The sequence below is a fragment of the Nodosilinea sp. LEGE 07088 genome (assembly GCF_015207395.1).
In the GTDB taxonomy this organism is placed as follows: domain Bacteria; phylum Cyanobacteriota; class Cyanobacteriia; order Phormidesmidales; family Phormidesmidaceae; genus Nodosilinea.
Genome location: NZ_JADEWX010000129.1, coordinates 1 through 18,213 on the forward strand (window position 1 = coordinate 1; position 18,213 = coordinate 18,213).

The 18,213-nt window shown below is 56.4% G+C and carries 15 protein-coding genes; 7 read left to right on the top strand and 8 right to left on the bottom strand.

What is annotated here, in order from left to right; genetic code table 11:
- The first annotated feature begins 60 nt into the window (after positions 1 to 60).
- Together IQ254_RS22220 and IQ254_RS22225 are read left to right on the top strand one after the other, a co-directional pair.
- Complete coding sequence (locus tag IQ254_RS22220; RefSeq protein ID WP_193968341.1) at positions 61 to 438, top strand: endonuclease domain-containing protein; 378 nt, start codon at positions 61 to 63, stop codon at positions 436 to 438.
- Between the two features lie 304 nt (positions 439 to 742).
- On the top strand, positions 743 to 1,321 hold the full coding sequence (locus tag IQ254_RS22225; RefSeq protein ID WP_193968342.1) for a Uma2 family endonuclease: 579 nt from the start codon (positions 743 to 745) through the stop codon (positions 1,319 to 1,321).
- A gap of 132 nt (positions 1,322 to 1,453) precedes the next feature.
- Here the strand turns inward: IQ254_RS22225 and IQ254_RS22230 are convergent, their stop codons facing one another.
- The 6 genes from IQ254_RS22230 to hsdR form a co-directional block, all read right to left on the bottom strand.
- Complete coding sequence (locus IQ254_RS22230; protein ID WP_193968343.1) at positions 1,454 to 3,199, bottom strand: restriction endonuclease subunit S; 1,746 nt, start codon at positions 3,197 to 3,199, stop codon at positions 1,454 to 1,456.
- Positions 3,200 to 3,340: 141 nt separating this feature from the next.
- A complete protein-coding gene (locus IQ254_RS22235) occupies positions 3,341 to 4,804 on the bottom strand; it encodes a class I SAM-dependent DNA methyltransferase (RefSeq protein WP_193968355.1) in 1,464 nt (487 codons plus the stop codon).
- A gap of 167 nt (positions 4,805 to 4,971) precedes the next feature.
- Positions 4,972 to 5,505, bottom strand: coding sequence for a transposase (locus IQ254_RS22240; RefSeq protein WP_193968344.1), 534 nt, complete (start codon positions 5,503 to 5,505; stop codon positions 4,972 to 4,974).
- A gap of 175 nt (positions 5,506 to 5,680) precedes the next feature.
- Positions 5,681 to 6,097 carry a type II toxin-antitoxin system VapC family toxin gene (locus IQ254_RS22245; protein WP_193968345.1) on the bottom strand — a complete coding sequence of 139 codons (417 nt, stop codon included), beginning with the start codon at positions 6,095 to 6,097 and terminating at the stop codon, positions 5,681 to 5,683.
- Complete coding sequence (locus tag IQ254_RS22250) at positions 6,084 to 6,344, bottom strand: hypothetical protein (RefSeq protein WP_193968346.1); 261 nt, start codon at positions 6,342 to 6,344, stop codon at positions 6,084 to 6,086. Before IQ254_RS22250 ends, IQ254_RS22245 begins: the two co-directional genes overlap by 14 nt.
- A gap of 108 nt (positions 6,345 to 6,452) precedes the next feature.
- Entirely contained in the window at positions 6,453 to 8,840 is a 2,388-nt protein-coding gene (hsdR, locus tag IQ254_RS22255) for an EcoAI/FtnUII family type I restriction enzme subunit R (RefSeq protein ID WP_193968347.1), read from the bottom strand.
- Between the two features lie 1,285 nt (positions 8,841 to 10,125).
- Here hsdR and ltrA point away from each other — a divergent pair.
- Positions 10,126 to 11,976, top strand: coding sequence for a group II intron reverse transcriptase/maturase (gene ltrA, locus IQ254_RS22260; RefSeq protein ID WP_193968348.1), 1,851 nt, complete (start codon positions 10,126 to 10,128; stop codon positions 11,974 to 11,976).
- On the opposite strand, the gene IQ254_RS22265 is transcribed toward ltrA, so the two are convergent.
- Positions 11,947 to 12,234 (bottom strand): hypothetical protein, encoded by a 288-nt coding sequence (locus IQ254_RS22265; protein WP_193968349.1) that lies wholly within the window; start codon positions 12,232 to 12,234, stop codon positions 11,947 to 11,949. The two genes, ltrA and IQ254_RS22265, sit on opposite strands and share 30 nt — an antisense overlap.
- Positions 12,235 to 12,323: 89 nt before the next feature.
- The gene (locus IQ254_RS22270; protein WP_193968350.1) at positions 12,324 to 13,511 is read right to left on the bottom strand and encodes a PAS domain-containing sensor histidine kinase; all 1,188 of its coding nucleotides are present in this window, start codon (positions 13,509 to 13,511) and stop codon (positions 12,324 to 12,326) included.
- A gap of 288 nt (positions 13,512 to 13,799) precedes the next feature.
- Between IQ254_RS22270 and IQ254_RS22275 the strand changes: the two genes are divergently transcribed.
- The 4 genes from IQ254_RS22275 to IQ254_RS22290 all read left to right on the top strand — a co-directional run bounded on the left by IQ254_RS22275 (position 13,800) and on the right by IQ254_RS22290 (position 18,171).
- The gene (locus IQ254_RS22275; RefSeq protein WP_193968351.1) at positions 13,800 to 14,612 is read left to right on the top strand and encodes a response regulator; all 813 of its coding nucleotides are present in this window, start codon (positions 13,800 to 13,802) and stop codon (positions 14,610 to 14,612) included.
- Between the two features lie 171 nt (positions 14,613 to 14,783).
- On the top strand, positions 14,784 to 16,427 hold the full coding sequence (locus tag IQ254_RS22280) for an ABC transporter substrate-binding protein (protein WP_193968352.1): 1,644 nt from the start codon (positions 14,784 to 14,786) through the stop codon (positions 16,425 to 16,427).
- A gap of 20 nt (positions 16,428 to 16,447) precedes the next feature.
- The gene (gene ntrB / locus IQ254_RS22285; protein ID WP_193968353.1) at positions 16,448 to 17,290 is read left to right on the top strand and encodes a nitrate ABC transporter permease; all 843 of its coding nucleotides are present in this window, start codon (positions 16,448 to 16,450) and stop codon (positions 17,288 to 17,290) included.
- Positions 17,287 to 18,171: an ABC transporter ATP-binding protein gene (locus tag IQ254_RS22290; protein ID WP_193968354.1), complete on the top strand. Its 885-nt coding sequence runs from the start codon at positions 17,287 to 17,289 to the stop codon at positions 18,169 to 18,171. Before ntrB ends, IQ254_RS22290 begins: the two co-directional genes overlap by 4 nt.
- Positions 18,172 to 18,213: the final 42 nt, after the last annotated feature.

Consider the following 18,213-nt stretch of genomic DNA (forward strand, 5'->3'; position numbering starts at 1 on the left):
GGGGTGGGATCTTCTGGGCATTTTGAGTGCAGAGCACCCAATTGAACCACTAGTCTTTCCATGCCCTTAGATTTTCTGCCCTACAACCCGCGGTTAAAGCAAATCGCCCGCCAACTGCGACAAAACATGACCCGCTCGGAGGTAATTTTGTGGCAGCACTTAAAAGGCAAACAAATGCAGGGCTTTGACTTCGATCGCCAGAAGCCTATCGATGAGTACATCGTTGACTTTTACTGCAAGAAGCTACGACTGGCCATCGAGATCGATGGTTCTTCCCATGACAGCAAAGAAGCCCAGGAGCAGGACCAGTATCGACAGGCTAGGCTTGAAGCCTACGGCGTCAGATTTCTACGATTCCGCGATGACGAAGTGCGCTATCAGACCGAGGCCGTGCTTCAGGCGATCGCAGCATGGGTGACGAATCCGCCTCATGGCTGAGATTGACCCACCCCGCCCTGCGGGCACCCCTCCGTGGGAGGGGATGGTGGCACAAATCCCCTCCAGGGAGAGGCAGGGGTGGGATTGCGGATGGCTTTGATGCGAGAAAATTTTCTCATTGCTAAGACTGACCCACCCCGCCCTGCGGGCACCCCTCCGTAGGAGGGGACAGTGGATGAGAAAGATTCAGCATTGCACCTGAGGCTGAGGCGCATTGGATAGAATTTGAGCGGGGCGTTGTGCTAGGGCAATGGTGTCTCGGTGCATCGCTCAAACGGCCTAACCTCGCCAGGAGCCTATCGGCATGGTATCTGTCACCCAACCTCAGGTGCATGTGTGGACTCGTGAGGAGTACCATCGCATGGCTGAGCTCGGTTTTTTTGAAGGGCGGCGAGTGGAGCTGGTAGAAGGGCAGATAATCGATATGGCCGCGATGAAAATCCCCCACGCGGCGGCGATTGACCTGGTGGATGAGGCGCTCAAGGGCGTATTTGGCGCAGGCTACTACATTCGTCAGCAAAAGCCGTTTGTGGTGAGCGATATTTCTGAACCAGAACCTGATATGGCGGTGGTGCCAGGGACGGTGCGCGACTATGCCGAAGCTCACCCTACCGTGGCGGCTCTGATTGTGGAGGTGGCAGATACGTCGGTGAGCTATGACCGCAAGGTGAAAGAAAGCCTGTATGCGAAGGCTAACGTAGCCGACTACTGGATTTTGAATTTGGTAAAGCGGCAGTTAGAGGTTTACCGGCAACCGGTGGAAGATAGTCAGGCGGACTACGGTTGGCGATACGGTGAGACAGTGACCTACCAGGCTGGTCAGCGGGTTGCACCGTTGAGGGTGGAGGGAGCTGCGATCGCGATTGACGACCTCTTGCCATAGGGCAGAGTCGCTCGTTCCTACGCTCTGCGTGGGAATGCCCCGGTGGCGCTCCAGCGTCCAGTCTTCGGAGGGCGCTGGAGCGTCGGAGAGTCGTGTCAACGCCGGAGCGTTGGCACGATGGCTGGGGAATGGCTACTGAATGGCCTGATCGACAACGGCCTCGGCCAAGTGCCGCCGGGTGTCGTCGGCCTGTGCCAGGCGGGCTTTGAGCTGATCGCAGAGGGCCATAAGGGCATCGACTTTTTGGACGATGCGGTGTTGTTCGGCGAGGGGTGGGAGGGAAACTGGTGTATGCGAGATTTTTCCAACATTTAGGTTCGGCTGTGCCCCTCCTGCCGCATGCTCGCGTAATTCCTCATAGGATTTTTGAAAAAATAATTTGATGTAATCCTTGTGGTGCAAACTTTCATCTACTAATTGAATTGCAGCACACGCTTGGTTAGTTCCTGCGTGGATTTTGAGTTCTGTAATTTGTCCACGGGTCTTCCCCTGCCTGTACATTGCCACTATGAGCGTTCCAGGTGGATAAACTGTAACGTTTGTTTCTTCAACTGCCTTCCGCGAAATTTTTTCTTTTGTGCTGAAAACTGCCTCCTGGCTAGTTTCTCCACTTGTAACCCAAGCAATTTCTTCTGGAACATAGTAGTCAGGTCTATCCCTTGCTGGTGTTGCGCCTGTTCCGACTAGAGCAAAAGTCCCTATTCGCTCCCATAGCCAACCATCGGGCACTTCAAAAGGTTTCTCATCTTCCCCGATCGCATCCAAGACCTTCGGCTTCTTAATCTTCCCTTCCTTCACCAATCGCGCTTTTTCGGCGGCGATCTTCTCTAGCAGCACGCTGGCGGGTTCGTCGGTGGGGTCTTGGGGCACCAGGCGGCCCATGACGGCGAGTTGCAGAATGGTTTGCTTAAGGCGATCGATACTCTGTTCAGTAGTAAACAGCGTGTCGAAGTGGTCGGCGAGGCGGCCCCAGTTGTCGGCCAGTTCGGCGGCACTTTCGGCCTGGGTGAGGGTGTCGAGGAGGGTGTCTACTAGGGTTTCGTGGGCGGCGAGGTGGTCGAGGGTGTGGTTTTCGATGCGATCGCACAACCCCATCAACTCATCCACCTTCTCCACAATCCGCTGCTGTTCCGCGAGGGGTGGGATTGGCGCTAATCCTGAGAAAAACTGTTTATCGTTGATGGCTGGATAAGCAATTCCAGTTTGAACCGACTCAACGTAGTTAACGAAAGTTGGACTACGTAAATAGTGAAGGAAATATCTCGGTGGCATATTTCCTAATGGATAAATAATTGCAAAAGCAGTGCTGGCGATTGGCTCAGGATCGATAACTATATCTACTACAGCGATATTCTGGAGGTATGGGCGAACCGTTGAATAAATGAGAGTACCTTCCTGTACTAATTTCCTTGCCCTTGAGGGAGCTTCTTCAGAGCTAAGCACTGTCGGCGAAGAAATCAGTCCCTTGGCGTTGTCAATTGAAGCAACGTCAATATAGCTGAATGGTTTATTAGGAGTCTTTTGCCCCCAGTCTCGTCCAATATTTTCGAGGTAAGCCCACTCCCACCCTTCTGGCAACTCAAATGGCTTCTCATCCTCCGCAATCTCCGGCAGCACTTTGGGCTTTTTAATCTTCCCTTCCTTCACCAATCGCGCTTTTTCAGCGGCGATCTTTTCCAGCAGCACGCTGGCGGGTTCATCGTTGGGGTCTTGGGGCACCAGCTTGCCCCGCACTGCCAGTTCTAAAATCAGCTCGCGCAGTTTCTTTAGCCCCGTTAGCTCTAGCTTGCCGTTGCGGCCTCGGCCACTGGTGGCTTTGTGGGTAGTGGCGCTCGTCCACAGGTCGAGCTTGTCGATAATCAATTGCTCTACGGTCACGCTTCGCTCTCTCATTACTCCACATCGTGCCCACGCTCTGCGTGGGTATGCCCCCACGGCGCTCCGCGCCCTGGCCTTAGAGGACGCTGGAGCGTCCTGCTAGCCCGTGTCCACGCGGAGCGTGGGCACGAGGGTGGGGGGTCATGGCGCTAGCGCTGCCGCCAGCGCGTCGCGGAGCTGGTCGCGCAGGGTTTGAATCTCGCCCTGCTGCTGGGCATACAGCGCCAGCAGCTCGTCGGGGTCGTGGCTGATCTGATCGCCCTGGTGGGGGTTTTTGATATCCAGGTTGTAGCCCCGCGCCACGATATCTTCTACGGGCACCCGCCAGGCTTGCTCGGTGACCTGGCGGCTGGCAAAGCAATCGGCCTCGCTGCCCCACCAGTCGATTTCGGCGGCAAACTCCTCAAACCGCATCGGCTTAGTTTTGCTGTAGCTCTTGTAGCCCGGTGGGTAGGGGTGCTCGTAGTACCACACCGCCTCGGTGGGCTGGCCCTTGGTAAAAAACAGCAGGTTGGTTTTAATGCCCGTGTAGGGGTTAAACACGCCGTTTGGCAGCCGCACAATGGTGTGCAGGTTGCACTCGCTCAGCAGCTTTTCTTTGAGCCGGGTTTTGGTGCCTTCGCCAAACAAAAAGCCATCGGGCAGCACCACCGCCGCCCGCCCGCCACTCCGCAGCAGGTGAATAAACAGCGTCATAAACAGATCCGCCGTCTCGCGGGTGCGAAACGCCTGGGGAAAGTTGTTCTCAATGCCGTCTTCTTCCATGCCGCCAAAGGGCGGATTGGCCACAATCACGTCCACCCGTTCCTTTGGCCCCCAGCTGATCAGCGGCTTGGCCAGGGTGTTGTCGTGCTGAATCTGGTCGGGCACCTCAATGCCGTGCAGCACCAGGTTGGTGGTGGCCAGCAGGTAGGGCAGGGGCTTTTTTTCGACCCCGTGAATGCTGTGCTGCAGGGTGGTTTCATCCTGGGGGGTTTGCACGTAGCGCTGGCGCTTGTGGTCAATGGTGCAGGTCAAAAAGCCGCCCGTGCCGCAGGCGGGGTCCATTACCTTTTCGTGCAGCTGGGGGTCGACCCGGTTGACCATAAACTGGGTGACGGCGCGGGGGGTATAAAACTCGCCCGCATTGCCCGCGCTTTGCAGGTCTTTGAGAATCTGCTCATACATATCGCCCAGGGAGTGGCGATCGCTCGACTTGTTAAAGTCAACCCCGGCCTGCAGTTTGTTGATCACCTGGCGCATCAGCTGGCCAGACTTCATGTAGTTGTAGGCGTCTTCAAAGACATTGCGAATCACCACGCCTCGGTAGTCGCCGCCCCTGGGCTGAAGCCGCTGCAACCCCGGAAACAGCCGGTTATCGACAAAATCCTTCAGCTCCTCGCCGGTAATGCCCTCGGGGTCGGCGGCCCAGTTGCGCCAGCGCAGGGCATCGGGCAGGGGCGATTGGTAGTCGTCAGTCAACATCTCCCACTCGTACTCGCGATCGTCAAAAATCTTCAGAAACAGCATCCACACCAGCTGCCCAATGCGCTGGGCATCGCCATCCACGCCCACATCCTTACGCATGATGTCTTGGATGGATTTGATCGTGGTGCTAATCGCCATGGATGCTGTCCTTCTAGTTACCCCCATCGTACCCACGCTCCGCGTGGGAATGTCCCCAATGGCGCTCCAGCGCCCTGTCTTAGGACGCAGGAGCGTCGGGGGAGTCGTGTCAACGCAGGGCGTTGGCACGATGGGTGATGGGTGATGGGTCGATGGGTATAGAGTCGTTAGTGCCAGGGATCAATTGCGATCAGGCTCTCGCCACCACAATAGCTGCGGGCGCTGGAATAGCGCCAGTGCTCTGGACGATCAACATAGCCCCGTTTCACTGGGTTGTTATGAATGTAGTCCAATTTTTGTCGCATCATGTCGTCGTTCAGCACAAGCTCTGCATGGGAGCCTTCTTGCCAAAACTGATGCTGGCGATCGCATTTATAACGAGGTTTGGCAAAATGCAGCCGCCGCACAATAGTGGTAGCCCGCTGCTGGACCAATAGCTCAATCAGCTTTACCGCCGTGAAGGATTTGAAACGGGCTACACAGCTATCTAACCGGGGTGCTTGGGCGACTAGGTGCAGGTGATTTTCCAGGATGACGTAGCCGTACAGCTCGAATTGGTCGTGTTCTCGCAGATAAGCCCAGCTATTGAGAACAATCTCTACGGCTTCAGGGCGAGTGAATACAGGCAACCATTCCACTACGGTGCAGGTCAGGAAATGGGGGCGATCGGGCTCGGTAATCACATAGCGGCTGCGACCCATGGGGAACCTCTTAGATCACCCCTATCTTTCCCACGCTGCCCCAGTCTCCATCGTTCCCACGCTCCGCGTGGGAATGCCTCTAATGGCGCTCTAGCGCCCCGTCCGCGAGGACGCTGGAGCGTCGGGAGAGTCGTGTCAACGCAGAGCGTTGGCACGATAGATGGAGGATGGATATTTAAATCAAAAGATTTTGAAAAGGATGGGTATTTTTCCAACGGTAAGTATTGAAATCACGCTGATCAACCGAAAGAATGCGACCATGGCCAAGATGTTCGGCTAAAACGACCAATGAAGCGTCGGCTAGATCCATGGGCAGATTTCTGTATTGGCTCATCAGCGATGTAATGCGTTGGCAGTGAGCTTGCGTCAAATCAAATACTTGGAGAGAACCCGCAGAAATCTTGCCCAGTAAGGCGCTTGGGGCGTCTACACCCACTCTTTGCTGCAAGAGGTAGCACGTTTCTGTAATAACGCACCAAGTGGTAATAAACCCTCCTTGCTGAAGGTCTAGAAATCGCGCTCTAGCCAGTTGATGAGCGGGGTCTCGTCGATTGGCCAGGGCGAGCCAAAAGCCAGTATCAATGATGACCATACTTTTGCTCTAATCCGTTTAGCAAATAGGTTTTGTAGTTGACTGACAAGTCTGCTTCTGCATCCATACAGCCGATCAAGTCAGACCAGTCTGCTGCGTCAGAGCTGGAGGACGGCTCAGCACCAGAGCGGTTTTCTGGATGAACTGACTGGCTTTTTTTAAGCAGCTGAATGAACTGGGCTAAAAGATCAAGCGCATCCTGGGGAAGCGTCTGAATATCCTGCTGGATTTGTTCGAGGGGTGTCATGGCTAAACCTCTCTGGAGATACAGGGCTGGATCAGCGGCTAGCTAGGCTGGAGCTCAACCGCCATTTGGCATGGCCTAATTTTAACGGACTGCCCGATCGCTCCTACGCTAGGCCGTCTGCCCATACAGGGCGGCTTCTAGATCCTGAACGGCCCTGGTGTAGCCCGGTTTGCCGCCAAAGGCATTGAGCAGCTCCAGCGGCGACCCCAGCCGACTAAACGGGTCGAGCCGCAAAATCGTCACATCCTCGATTGCATCGAGCCCAGCATCGGCGTACTTGCTCAGCAGGGCGTCGAGCACCTGACGGCTGGGGCCTTCGTAGGTGTCGAAGTAGCCTGTGCGGCGCACCTGCTCGGCCCGGGCTTTGCGGCTCAGGGGCGGCTGGTCGTAGACAATGTGACAGATCACGTCAAAGGGGTCGGGCTCGTCGCCCAGGGTTTTGCCCAGGTCTTTGATCAGGTCATCCCAAAAGATGCCGTTTTCCGCCAACTCAGCGATGATCGCCTGCTTGCGATCGGCGGCATTCCAGCGGCGCAAAAAGTCGCTCAGCGAGGCGTACTGCGCCTTGACCTGCTTGCGGGTGTAGTCTTTAAGGCTTTCGGTAATCAGCTTGCCGTCGGGGCCAAGGTACTGCACCCGCTCCGCCAGCACGCTGACTTCCACATCGTGCACCACGTAGCGCGATCGCTTGGGGCGATCGCCGTCACTGCTATCACCGTTATATGTCCCCCCCATCTCCCCCACCCCCGGTTCTCCAGGGGATGAGGTCTCCCCTCCAGGCAGCAGCTCCTCATCGCCGGGCACAATCGGGTCATCGCCCTTGGGTTCGTAGACCTGCACTGGGTCGCCGTCAAAGGCGGGGTCGGCAAACAGCTCGGTGGCCTTCTTAAAGTCGAGAATGGTGAACCAGTGCTTATCGTAGTCGTCGTTGATGCGGGTGCCCCGGCCAATGATCTGCTTAAACTCCGTCATCGACTGGATGCGCTGGTCGAGCACAATCAGCTTGCAGGTCTGGGCATCGACTCCGGTGGTCATCAGCTTGCTGGTGGTGGCAATCACCGGGTAGCGCTCTTCGGGGTTGATGAAATTGTCTAGCTCGGCCTTGCCCTCTAGCTCGTCGCCCGTGATTCGCATGACGTATTTGCGGTTTTCGCGCACGCAATCGGGGTTGAGGTTCACCAGGGCCTGGCGCATGCGCTCGGCGTGGTCAATGTTTTCGCAAAAGACAATGGTTTTTTGGTAAGGGTCGGTGCGGCTCAAAAATTCCGTCACCTTGGCGGCCACCACCTCGGTGCGCCGCTCCAAAATCAAATTGCGGTCAAAGTCTTTTTGGTTGTAGATGCGGTCTTCGATCAGCTCGCCGTGTTTGTCGATCTGGCCCCGGCTGGGCCGCCAGCCCTGCAGGTCGCGGTCTAGGTCAACCCGCACCACCTTGTAGGGGGCCAAAAAGCCGTCTTCAATGCCCTGCTTGAGGGAGTAGGTGTAGACCGGCTCGCCAAAGTAGTCGGTATTGGAGACGGTTTTGGTTTCCTTGGGCGTGGCCGTCAGGCCCACGTGGGTGGCGCTAGAGAAATAGTCAAGAATGGCCCGCCAGGCCGAGTCTTCGGCGGCGCTGCCCCGGTGGCACTCGTCGATCACGATCAGATCAAAGAAGTCGGGCGAAAACTGCTTATAGATATTTTGCTCGTCATCGCTGCCGGTGACGGCCTGGTACAGCGACAGGTAAATTTCGTAAGACTTATCGACGGTGCGGTTGCTGACCTTGGTCATGGCCTGACCAAAGGGCTTGAAGTCGTTGTTTTTGGTTTGGTCAACCAGAATGTTGCGATCGGCCAAAAACAAAATCCGCCGCTTTTGTCGCGCCTTCCACAGCCGCCAGATAATTTGAAAGGCGGTAAAGGTTTTGCCCGTGCCCGTAGCCATCACCAGCAAAATGCGGTTTTGCCCCTTGGCCACCGCCTCAACGGTGCGATTGATGGCCACCATCTGGTAGTAGCGGGGAGTGCGCCCGCTGCCATCGTCGTAGTAGGGCTGGGCTACAGTGGGCTGGGCCTCGGCGCTCAGGCCCTTATGTTGGCAGTAGCGCTGCCACAGAGTCTCGGGACTGGGGAACTGGTCGAGGGCCAGGGTAGTTTCGGTGGGGCCGCCCAGGCCGGTGCGATCGTGAAACAAAAACCCGTCACCATTGCTGCTAAACACAAAGGGGGCATCCAGAGCGTCGCTGTAGGCCAGAGCCTGCTGCATGCCGTCGCCCAGGCTGTGGGTGTTGTCTTTGGCCTCGATCACGGCAATGGGCTGGTTGGGATGGTAGCTCAGCACGTAGTCGGCCCGGCGCTGCTGCCCCCGCGTGTGCAGCCGCCCGTGCACAATAATGCGCCCGGCAGTAAACGAGACTTCTTCAAACACCTGGGTCTGGATATCCCACCCGGCACGGGCGATCGCAGGGGTGATGAACTTGGTGCAAATATCGCGTTCGCTCAGATCTTGTTTGTTCACAATGGCACAGACAGCTCTTTTGGTCGCGGTGAAACCTCTGCCCCGTACACTAATGCACTACCGGAACTGTTTGCATCCTATCGTGACTCTCAGCAAGCGGTTGCGCCCTGGCCTTATCTTCAAGACTCCTACATAGCTTTGCTGCTCAATCGATGCGATCGCGTTAGCCGGGTATTCTGTCAGCTCAGCTATAGGGCTTTAGCTCGTTATTCAGCTTGCAACTCAACCCATCAACCTTGCTTTGGAACTCGTAAGCCTTCTTTGGGAACCAGTAAGCCTTTCTTTGCAGACAGCAGGCATTGCTTGATCAGGAGTGGGCCTTCCTTTAGAACTAGCCACCCTTCCTTGGCAAGCAGTCGGCATTTCTTTAGAAGCGTTGACCTTCCCTTGCAAGCAGTAAGCCTTCCCTTGCACGTAGGAAGCCTTCCTTTGCAAGCAGTAAGCGTTCTCAAGAAAAGCTAATGGCTGCGTTACTACGTCCCCCTGCCCTGAGTCAGATTGCGAATATTTCCAGATTCTGGGCAAACCATTGGGGTATCCACTGAAGCCGGGACGCTAGCAGCACTGGGAAGGTCGGAGTCAGGAGCCAGATGTCAGTATTGAGCGTCCTGCTGGTTCCTGGCTTCTGTTTCTGTCTACCTGACGATAGCAATGTCCCACTTTGAGTTGATACCCAAATCTCCAAGTTAGGAAGTGCCTTACTGCTGCGCCGCGCTGGACGAAGACTGGGTGCGAGCCGTTGCCTAGAAACTGGAACTCACCTGAGTTTCAGGGGATTAGGCGCAAGGTCTTTAGACCTTGACAACTGAATGGCCATGTAGGTGTAAGTCCTACCCCGTGGGTGCAACGGTGACAGCACTTCCCCCACTCGTGAGACTGGCTCTCAATCGGGTGAAGCGGGGATGAACGGCAGCCCTTCCGAGAACCGTACTCGGCAATCTGTCTAGCAAAGAATCTATGGGTAGCGAAAGCGAAGATGCGTCAGAACCATCGTTACGTCAAGTGGGCTACGACGGTTAGCAGCCCAGGCCAAAACGGCAAGGCAAACGGGAACTGGCGATTCCAGTCTCGACCAGTCTGCACTTCCCATTAACCCGGTGGAGAGCATCGCCCTAAGGATTCAAACAATGGTCATTCGGAACGGAATAACCCGCTGAGGCGCTCTCTGGTTCACCCCAGAGTCGGCAGCCAAGCTACAAGCCCTCAGCGGGCGGGATTGTATCAAAAGCAAACGCCTGGGGTAATGCCCAGGATAGGCCAACAGATACACGATGAACTGATGGTAATGAATCAAGTCACAGTCCAAACGTCTAAGACTGGGGTCAATGCACCTCCAGTGGAATGGAAGACCCTCCCCTGGCGACAGCTAGAGGCGAAGGTATTCAAGCTGCAAACGAGGATTTACCGAGCTGAACAGAATGGTGATGTGAAAACCGTTCGCAAACTGCAAAAGACCCTGATGCGGTCGTGGGCAGCTCGCTGCCTGGCGGTGCGTAAGGTTACTCAGGACAATCGAGGCAAGCAGACAGCCGGGATTGATGGCGTCAAATCCCTCACCCCAGCTCAACGCTTGCAACTGGCCCAAACCCTCTCCTTGAGCGACAAATCAACCCCAGTTCGACGGGTGCTGATTCCCAAGCCAGGGAAAACGGAAAAACGGCCCCTCGGGATTCCGACCATGACCGAACGAGCTCGCCAGGCCCTGGTCAAACTAGCCCTGGAGCCCCAGTGGGAGGCCAAATTTGAGCCTCACTCCTACGGTTTCAGACCCGGTCGCTCAGCACAAGACGCTCTCAGGGCGATTCAACAGGCGACCCAGCAGAAAGCCAAATACGTGCTGGATGCGGATATCGCCAAGTGCTTCGACCAAATTGATCAGAGCAAGTTGTTGGATAAGCTCGACACTTTTCCCAGCCTCCGTCGCCAGATTAAAGCCTGGCTCTCAGCGGGGGTGATTGAAGGGGCAAACTGGTTCCCTACGGAACGCGGAACGCCTCAAGGTGGTGTCATTTCTCCCTTACTAGCCAACATTGCGTTGCACGGCATGGAGACTTATCTCAAGCAGCAGTATCCCCGGCATGCCCGCATCATTGACGGGAAACGCCGCGATATCCTGTCCCCCAAACTGGTTCGATATGCCGATGACTTTGTCATTCTGCATGAAGACCTGAGCGTCATTCAGGGTTGCCTTGAGGCGTTAACGACCTGGCTGCAAGACATGGGGCTAGTTATTCATCCGGAGAAGACGCGAATCACTCACACCTTGACTCCGGTTGAGGGAAACGTGGGATTCGATTTCCTGGGGTACCACTTTCAACAACATCCGGTGGGCCAGCATCGCGCTTCCCGCGTGATGCAAGGGAACTACCGGAGTGGTGCCATCAGTCGCTCCTTAGGATTCAAGCTCTTTGTCACCCCCAGTCAGGACAGCCTCAAACGGCATATGGCCGCCGTAGGAGAGATCATCAAGCAGTATAGCCACGCGCCGCAAGCGGCCTTAATCCATGCCCTGAATCCTGTGATTCGGGGATGGGCGACCTACTTTGGCTACTTCAATGCTCGCTCCCAACTGGCTAAAGCCGACTTCCTCACTTACCAAAAGCTCCGCGCCTGGGCCGTGAACCGCTGCACCGGACGAGGAGCCCGAAAAGTGGCCGAAAAGTACTGGCAAATCAGAACTAAAGGACGATGGACGTTTGCCGCCAAGGACGTGGAGCTCACCCGTCATATCCGGCACCGCACCGCTGTCTACACGACTCTGAAGAACCAGAAGTCTCCCTATGACGGGGATTGGGCTTATTGGTCACAGCGAATGGGGCGCTATCCCGGCATCTCCCCTCGGGTTGCTCGGCTGCTCCAGAAGCAAGAGGGTAAATGTGCGTTCTGCAAACTTCACATCACGTTCCATGACCTGGTCGAGGTTGACCATATCCAGCCATTGTCGCGGGGCGGTCAAGAGACCTTTGACAATCTCCAGTTGCTCCATGGCCACTGCCATGATCTCAAAACGGCAACGGACGGGTCGTGCTCAGCTTTCTTTGGGCCGAGTCAGTTCATTGAGGAGCCGGATGAGGGGAAACTCTCACGTCCGGTTTTGAAAGAGAGTTCATTGGAGCGATCCGATGTTCGACTCTAACCCCTGAGGGGCGATCGCCCCCTGCAAATCCGCCAAAGTCACATCCCCCGCCGCCGCATGAATCTTGAACGTCTGCGGCGGCTGGCTCATCACCGCAATCACCGTTTCCATCGGCGGGCAGCCCGGCTCGTGGCACTGTAGCTGACTAATGGAAATCGGCACCTCGGCGGGCAGATCGAGCAGCTCCTGAGTCCAGGCTTTGATCTGCTGTAGGTGCTCGGCTTTAGCGGTGGGGCGCGGCTGCTTGAAGAGATTCATAACACCAGGGGTTGATGGGCTACGCAGCCAGAATAGCAGGAGCCAGAACCTGACCCGTAAGGGACGCCCGATCGCCCAGACAATGCCCGTCACACCAACGGCAACCGCACCGTAAATGTCGTGCCCTGATCCACCCGGCTGCTGACCTCGATCGTGCCCTGCAGCAGATCCACAAACTGCTTGACAATGCTCAGCCCCAGCCCGGTGCCGGGGATGTTGCTGACGTTGCGGCCCCGGTGAAAGGGCTCGAACAGATCGCGCCGGTCTTCGGCAGGAATGCCAATACCCTCATCCTGCACCTGAAAAATGAGCTGGTTTTGCCGCTTCGCCAGCTTTAGCCGAATAGCCTGATCGTCGGGCGTGTAGCGGATGGCGTTGGAGAGCAGGTTGCTCAAGATCGATCGCAGCAGCCGCCGATCGAACATAGCCGGAAGCTGGCGACTGCGGCAGCCAAAGGCGATCGGCTGCTGGGGCCGCAGATACTCGCGCTCGGCGATCAGGGCCTGGCAGAATGCCACCACATCCATCGGTTCGGGGTTGACCTCCAGCACCTTGGCCTCGATTTTGCCAATCACCAGAATGTCGTCGATCATCTGGGTCATGCGCTCGACATTGGCATTGATGTTGACCAGGTAGTTGGCTTTGTCGTCGGGGGTCAGCTGGGTGTCATAGCGGTTCAGCGACGACACCGACAGGGCAATGTTGTTGAGCGGGTTGCGAAACTCATGGCAGACCATGGCGACAAAGCGCGATCGCATCTCGCTCAGCTCCCGCAGCTGGTGATTCGCCTGGCGCAGGCGGGCGGTGCGTTCTTCCACCTTTTGCTCTAGCTCCTCGTTGGCCCGCTGCAACACGTCCTCCGCCCAGCGGCGTTTGGTAATATCTCGAAAGGTGACCACGGCCCCAATCAGCTGGCCCTCTTCGTCGTGCATCGGGGTGCTGATATATTCCACCGGAAAGCTGGTACCGTCTTTACGCCAGAACACTTCATCGGTGATCCGCCGCACGCTGCCGTCCTGAAACGCCGCATAGATGGGGCAGTCTTCGCGTCGGTAGGTGCTGCCGTCGGGGTGGGAGTGGTGCAGCACCGCATGCATCGACTTGCCGATCAGCTCCCCCATGGGCCAGTCGATCATTGCCGCTGCCGCCGGGTTGACGAAGGTGACATTGCCATCGAGATCCAACCCATAGACCCCTTCCCCCACAGCGTTGAGAATCAGCTGCTGCTGGCGGCGCAGTTGCTCTAGCTGCTGTTCGGTGGGTTCATCTAGGGCCATAGCTAGGTCAGAACTTGGAAGTTAGCGGTCTGTCAAATCAAACCATGTGGGGCGATGCAAAGGCTGGGCAGGGTAACGATTCAGTCCCGGATTACCAGACTCACCGACAGAAAATGTATTGTAGTACACCACGAGGCCTCCTCTTAACGACTATCAAGGGAGGGATATACACATCCTAAATTCATTTAAAAAATTATTTGCTGCGGTGAGAGATGCTCGCAGCAAGGTTTGTGTTCGATTTTTTAGCTAGCTATTTTTTAAGGTTGCAATTGTCTTCCTGGAGTTGTCATGAAGACCGTACTCGTCATTGAGGACGAAGCCCAAACCCGAAACATTTTTTTGCAGTGTTTAGAGTTCGAAGGCTTTCAGGCGTTTGGCGCGGAGAGTGGTGTCGTTGGCATGAAAATGGCCCAACAGCACCATCCCGACCTGGTGGTTTGCGACATCATGATGCCCGATATGGATGGCTATTCCGTCCTGCAAACACTGCGGAAGTCGAGTGAAACTGCTACGATTCCACTCATTTTTTTGACGGCGAAAGTTGCCATGGCCGACCTGCGCCGGGGCATGGAACTCGGTGCCGACGACTATCTCACCAAGCCCTGCACCGTAGAGCAATTTTTGGCGGCGATCAATACCCGATTGCAGCGACAGGATGAACTCTCCAGGCTTTACCGGGAAGGGCTAACTAAGCCGACCAGAGCCATTGGTGATTCCGAACGGGCTGATCCAACGTCTCAGCCCAGGGACAGATCGATTTTCCCAGACTGCCCCAAACTGGCCCCCGTATTTGAGTTCATCGAATCGCAGTATCATGCTGCGATCAATCTCAAGGACGTCGCTCAGCAGGTGGGATATTCTCCCGCTTACTTGACAAATCTGGTGCAGTTGGAAACGGGGCAGACGGTCAAGCAGTGGATTATTGCTCGGCGTATGGCCCAGGCTAAAAAGCTGCTAGCGGAAACCAAGCAGACAATTCGCCAGATAGCAGCGGCCTCTGGCTATAACGATGCCGCCTATTTTGCCCGTCAATTTCGCCAGCTCTATGGAGTTTCACCCCAGGGCTGGAGACAGACTTCTGTAGCGAAATTAACGAATTAAGCTGCGATTTCGAGGTGAAAAATAACTACCTCGAAAAATCCTATCAGGTTCAAAAAAATGTCCGCTGTATTTTTGGTTAGAGCTTGATAGATTACAGGCAATATACTTGCCAGCCCGAGTATCAAAAGATTTAGTTGAGTTTACTCAGTGAAGTTTTGGTAGACAAAAATTATGGTTTTTACTTCAGCGACACGACCAGCCCAACGGTGGGACAACCTCAACTGCGATCGCGGCGAAATCTCTGATCTGGAGCTGGCCTGTATTCTCTGCGGCGGGCGCCACTCCACCATGGATCACTGGCAGTTCATGCAGACCATGCCCAAAGACCCGGTGGATATGGTCGATGACCTGGTCAAGATGGGGCTCTACAAAGAGAACCAGCTGCGGGCCGCTGACAACGTCAATGCCCACGAGTTGAGAAAGGCGCTGTTCTTGAAGCGGGTGGGCCGGGGTGACCCCAAGCGGGAGCGGCTGATCATGGGCCTGTGTGAGCAGGCGGGGGGCTTAGAAAATGCCTTTGCGGCTGCCTTTGGGCCTCAGGCAGAACTATTCTTCAGTGACTCTATTCGCAACAGCGGGGCCACCCGGCGAGAGTTTTTGCGCAACATGGCGGTCGGTGCGGCTCTAGTGGCCCTGGCCAGCTGTGCCGGTGGCGGCGACGAACCGGCAGCCACCGAAGATGCCGCTGCCCCGGTTGACACCAGCAGCCTCGAAAAAACCGAACTACAGATTGGCTTTATTCCCATCACCTGCGCCAGCCCAATTATTATGTCGGAGCCCCTGGGCTTCTATGAAAAATACGGCCTCAACGCCAAAGTGGTGAAAATGCCCAGCTGGGGTGCGGTGCGTGACTCAGCGATCGCAGGGGAACTCGATGCTTACCACATGCTGGCCCCCATGCCCATTGCCATGACCCTGGGGTTGGGTTCGGCCTCCTTTGGTGTCAAGCTGGCCAGTATTGAGAATATCAATGGTCAGGCCATCACCGTGGCCGAGCGGCATAAGGGCAAGGTCAATGGCCCCGCCGACTTCAAGGGCTTTACCATTGGGGTGCCCTTCCCCTACTCCATGCACAACCTGCTGCTGCGCTACTACCTGGCCACTGGCGGGTTAGATCCCGATGTGGATGTCAAGATTCGCCCCGTTCCCCCGCCGGACAGCATTGCCCAGATGGTGGCGGGCGACATCGACGCCTACCTGATGCCAGACCCGTTCAACCAGCGGGCGGTGTATGAAGGGGCGGGCTACATTCACATGCTGACTAAAGAGCTATGGCCGGGGCACCCCTGCTGTGCCTTTGCCGCCAGCGACGAATGGATCAACGCCAACCCCAACACCTTCAGGGCATTGAATAAGTCGATCATTGAGGCCGCCGGTTACGCCTCCGATCCTAAAAATCGCGCTGAAATTGCGGCGGCGATCTCTGAGCGCGCCTTCCTCAACCAGCCGACGGAAGTGGTGGAAGCGGTGCTCACCGGCAACTTTGACGACGGCAACGGCAACACCCTGGAGGTGCCCGATCGCATCGACTTTGACCCCTACCCCTGGCAGAGCTTCGCCAACTGGATTTCGAGTCAGCTGGTGCGGTGGGATCTCCAGGGCGACGGCATGGCCGCCAAGGTCATTCCCGAAAAAGGCTACGACACCGTCGGCCAAGACATCTTCCTCACCGACCTGGCGCGGGAGCTAGCTGAGGAACTGGGTCAAGCGCCGCCTAGCGAAATCTACCGCACCGAAGAGTTGAAGTTTGACAGCTTCGACCCGGCTGACCCTGACGCCTATGTCAAGGAGCAGATCGACAAGTACGGCGTGTAGTTTCAAGGAGGTATCGCACCATGGCGGTGAGTCAACCAGTCGCCAGTTCCCTCGCAGTCAATAAAAAGGAAGCGTCATTTTTACAAAACGAAAACGTTCGGGCGCTGCTTCTGTTCCTTCTGTCCCTGGCCATCTTCCTGGGGTTCTGGGAAATTGGCGCTCGGGCCGGGTGGTTTGCCAAGGGCATGCCCACCGCCTCTGCAACGCTGAAGGAGTTTTGGTGGTGGACCACCAATCCCTTTTTCAACAATGGCCCCAACGACTTGGGCATCGGCTGGAACCTGCTCATCAGCCTGCGGCGGGTGGCCATTGGCTATATCCTGGCCTCCCTGGTGGCGGTGCCCCTGGGCATTTTGATCGGCATTTCGCCCGTGGCCTACAAGGCGTTTAACCCCTATGTCCAGCTGCTCAAGCCAATTTCACCCCTGGCCTGGCTGCCCCTGGGCCTCTACATTTTGAGGGATTCGGAGCAGACGGGCATCTTCATTATCTTTATCTCCAGCATTTGGCCCACCCTGATTAACACCGCCTTTGGGGTAGCCAATGTCGATCAAGATTATGTGGATGTGGCCAATACCCTGGGGGCCTCGCGCCTACGCACCATCTTCAAGGTAATTATTCCGGCGGCGCTGCCCAGCATTGTGTCGGGGTTGCGCATCAGCATGGGGATTGCCTGGCTGGTGATTGTGGCCGCAGAAATGCTGCTGGGCACCGGCCTGGGCTACTTCATCTGGAACGAGTGGAACAACCTGTATATTCCCAATATTTTGGTGGCCATCTTCATCATCGGCCTGGTGGGTTTGCTGCTCGATAGCATCTTTGCCGCCCTAGAAAAATATGTTGCATTTGGTCGAAACTCATGAGACTAGCCGCCGTGAATAGCGTTAACCCTCCTCCCGACCCGGTTTCTCCATCGGCCCAGTTATCGATTCGCCATGTGACCAAGGTCTTTGCCGGTAAAAATGGTCTGTTTGACCGCGTCACCGGCAAGACCAAGGCCGACTTCATGGCGATTCAAGACATCAGCATGGAGATTGAGCCCAACACCTTTGTCACCATCATTGGGCCGTCGGGCTGCGGCAAGTCTACTCTGCTGGGCATGATTGCGGGCCTGTCGGATATCACCGCTGGCGAGATTCTCCTGAATGGTCATCATATTGCTGGCCCTGGCCCCGACCGGGGCATGGTGTTTCAGAACTACGCTCTGATGCCCTGGATGACGGTGGAAGAAAACATCCGCTTTGCCGTCGAAACCGTGCACCCCAAGCTGTCGCCCAAGGTGATGAGCCGCACGATCAAGGAGAATATTCAGCTGGTGGGGCTGGAAGGGGCCGAAAAGAAGCACCCCCACGAGCTGTCGGGGGGCATGCGGCAGCGGGTCGGCATTGCCCGTGCCCTGGCGATCAACCCACAGATCTTGCTGATGGATGAACCCTTTGGTGCCCTGGACGCCCTGACGCGGGGATTCTTGCAGGATGAAATCGAGCGCATCTGGGAGCAGCAGCGCAAGACGGTGATCATGATTACCCACAGCATCGACGAAGCCCTGCTGCTGAGCGATCGCATCGTGATGATGACCCGTGGCCCTGCCGCCCGCGTCGATGAGATTCTGGAGGTGCCCTTCCCCCGGCCCCGCAACCGGGAAACCATCGAGCAGCACCCCGCCTACCACAGCCTCAAGGCTGAGATGGAGAGCCACCTCTTCCGCGAAACCCGGGCAGTGGAGGCGGCCAGAATCAAGTAACCCGTAGGGCGGGTTAGGCTGTGGATTAACCCAATCCGCGAC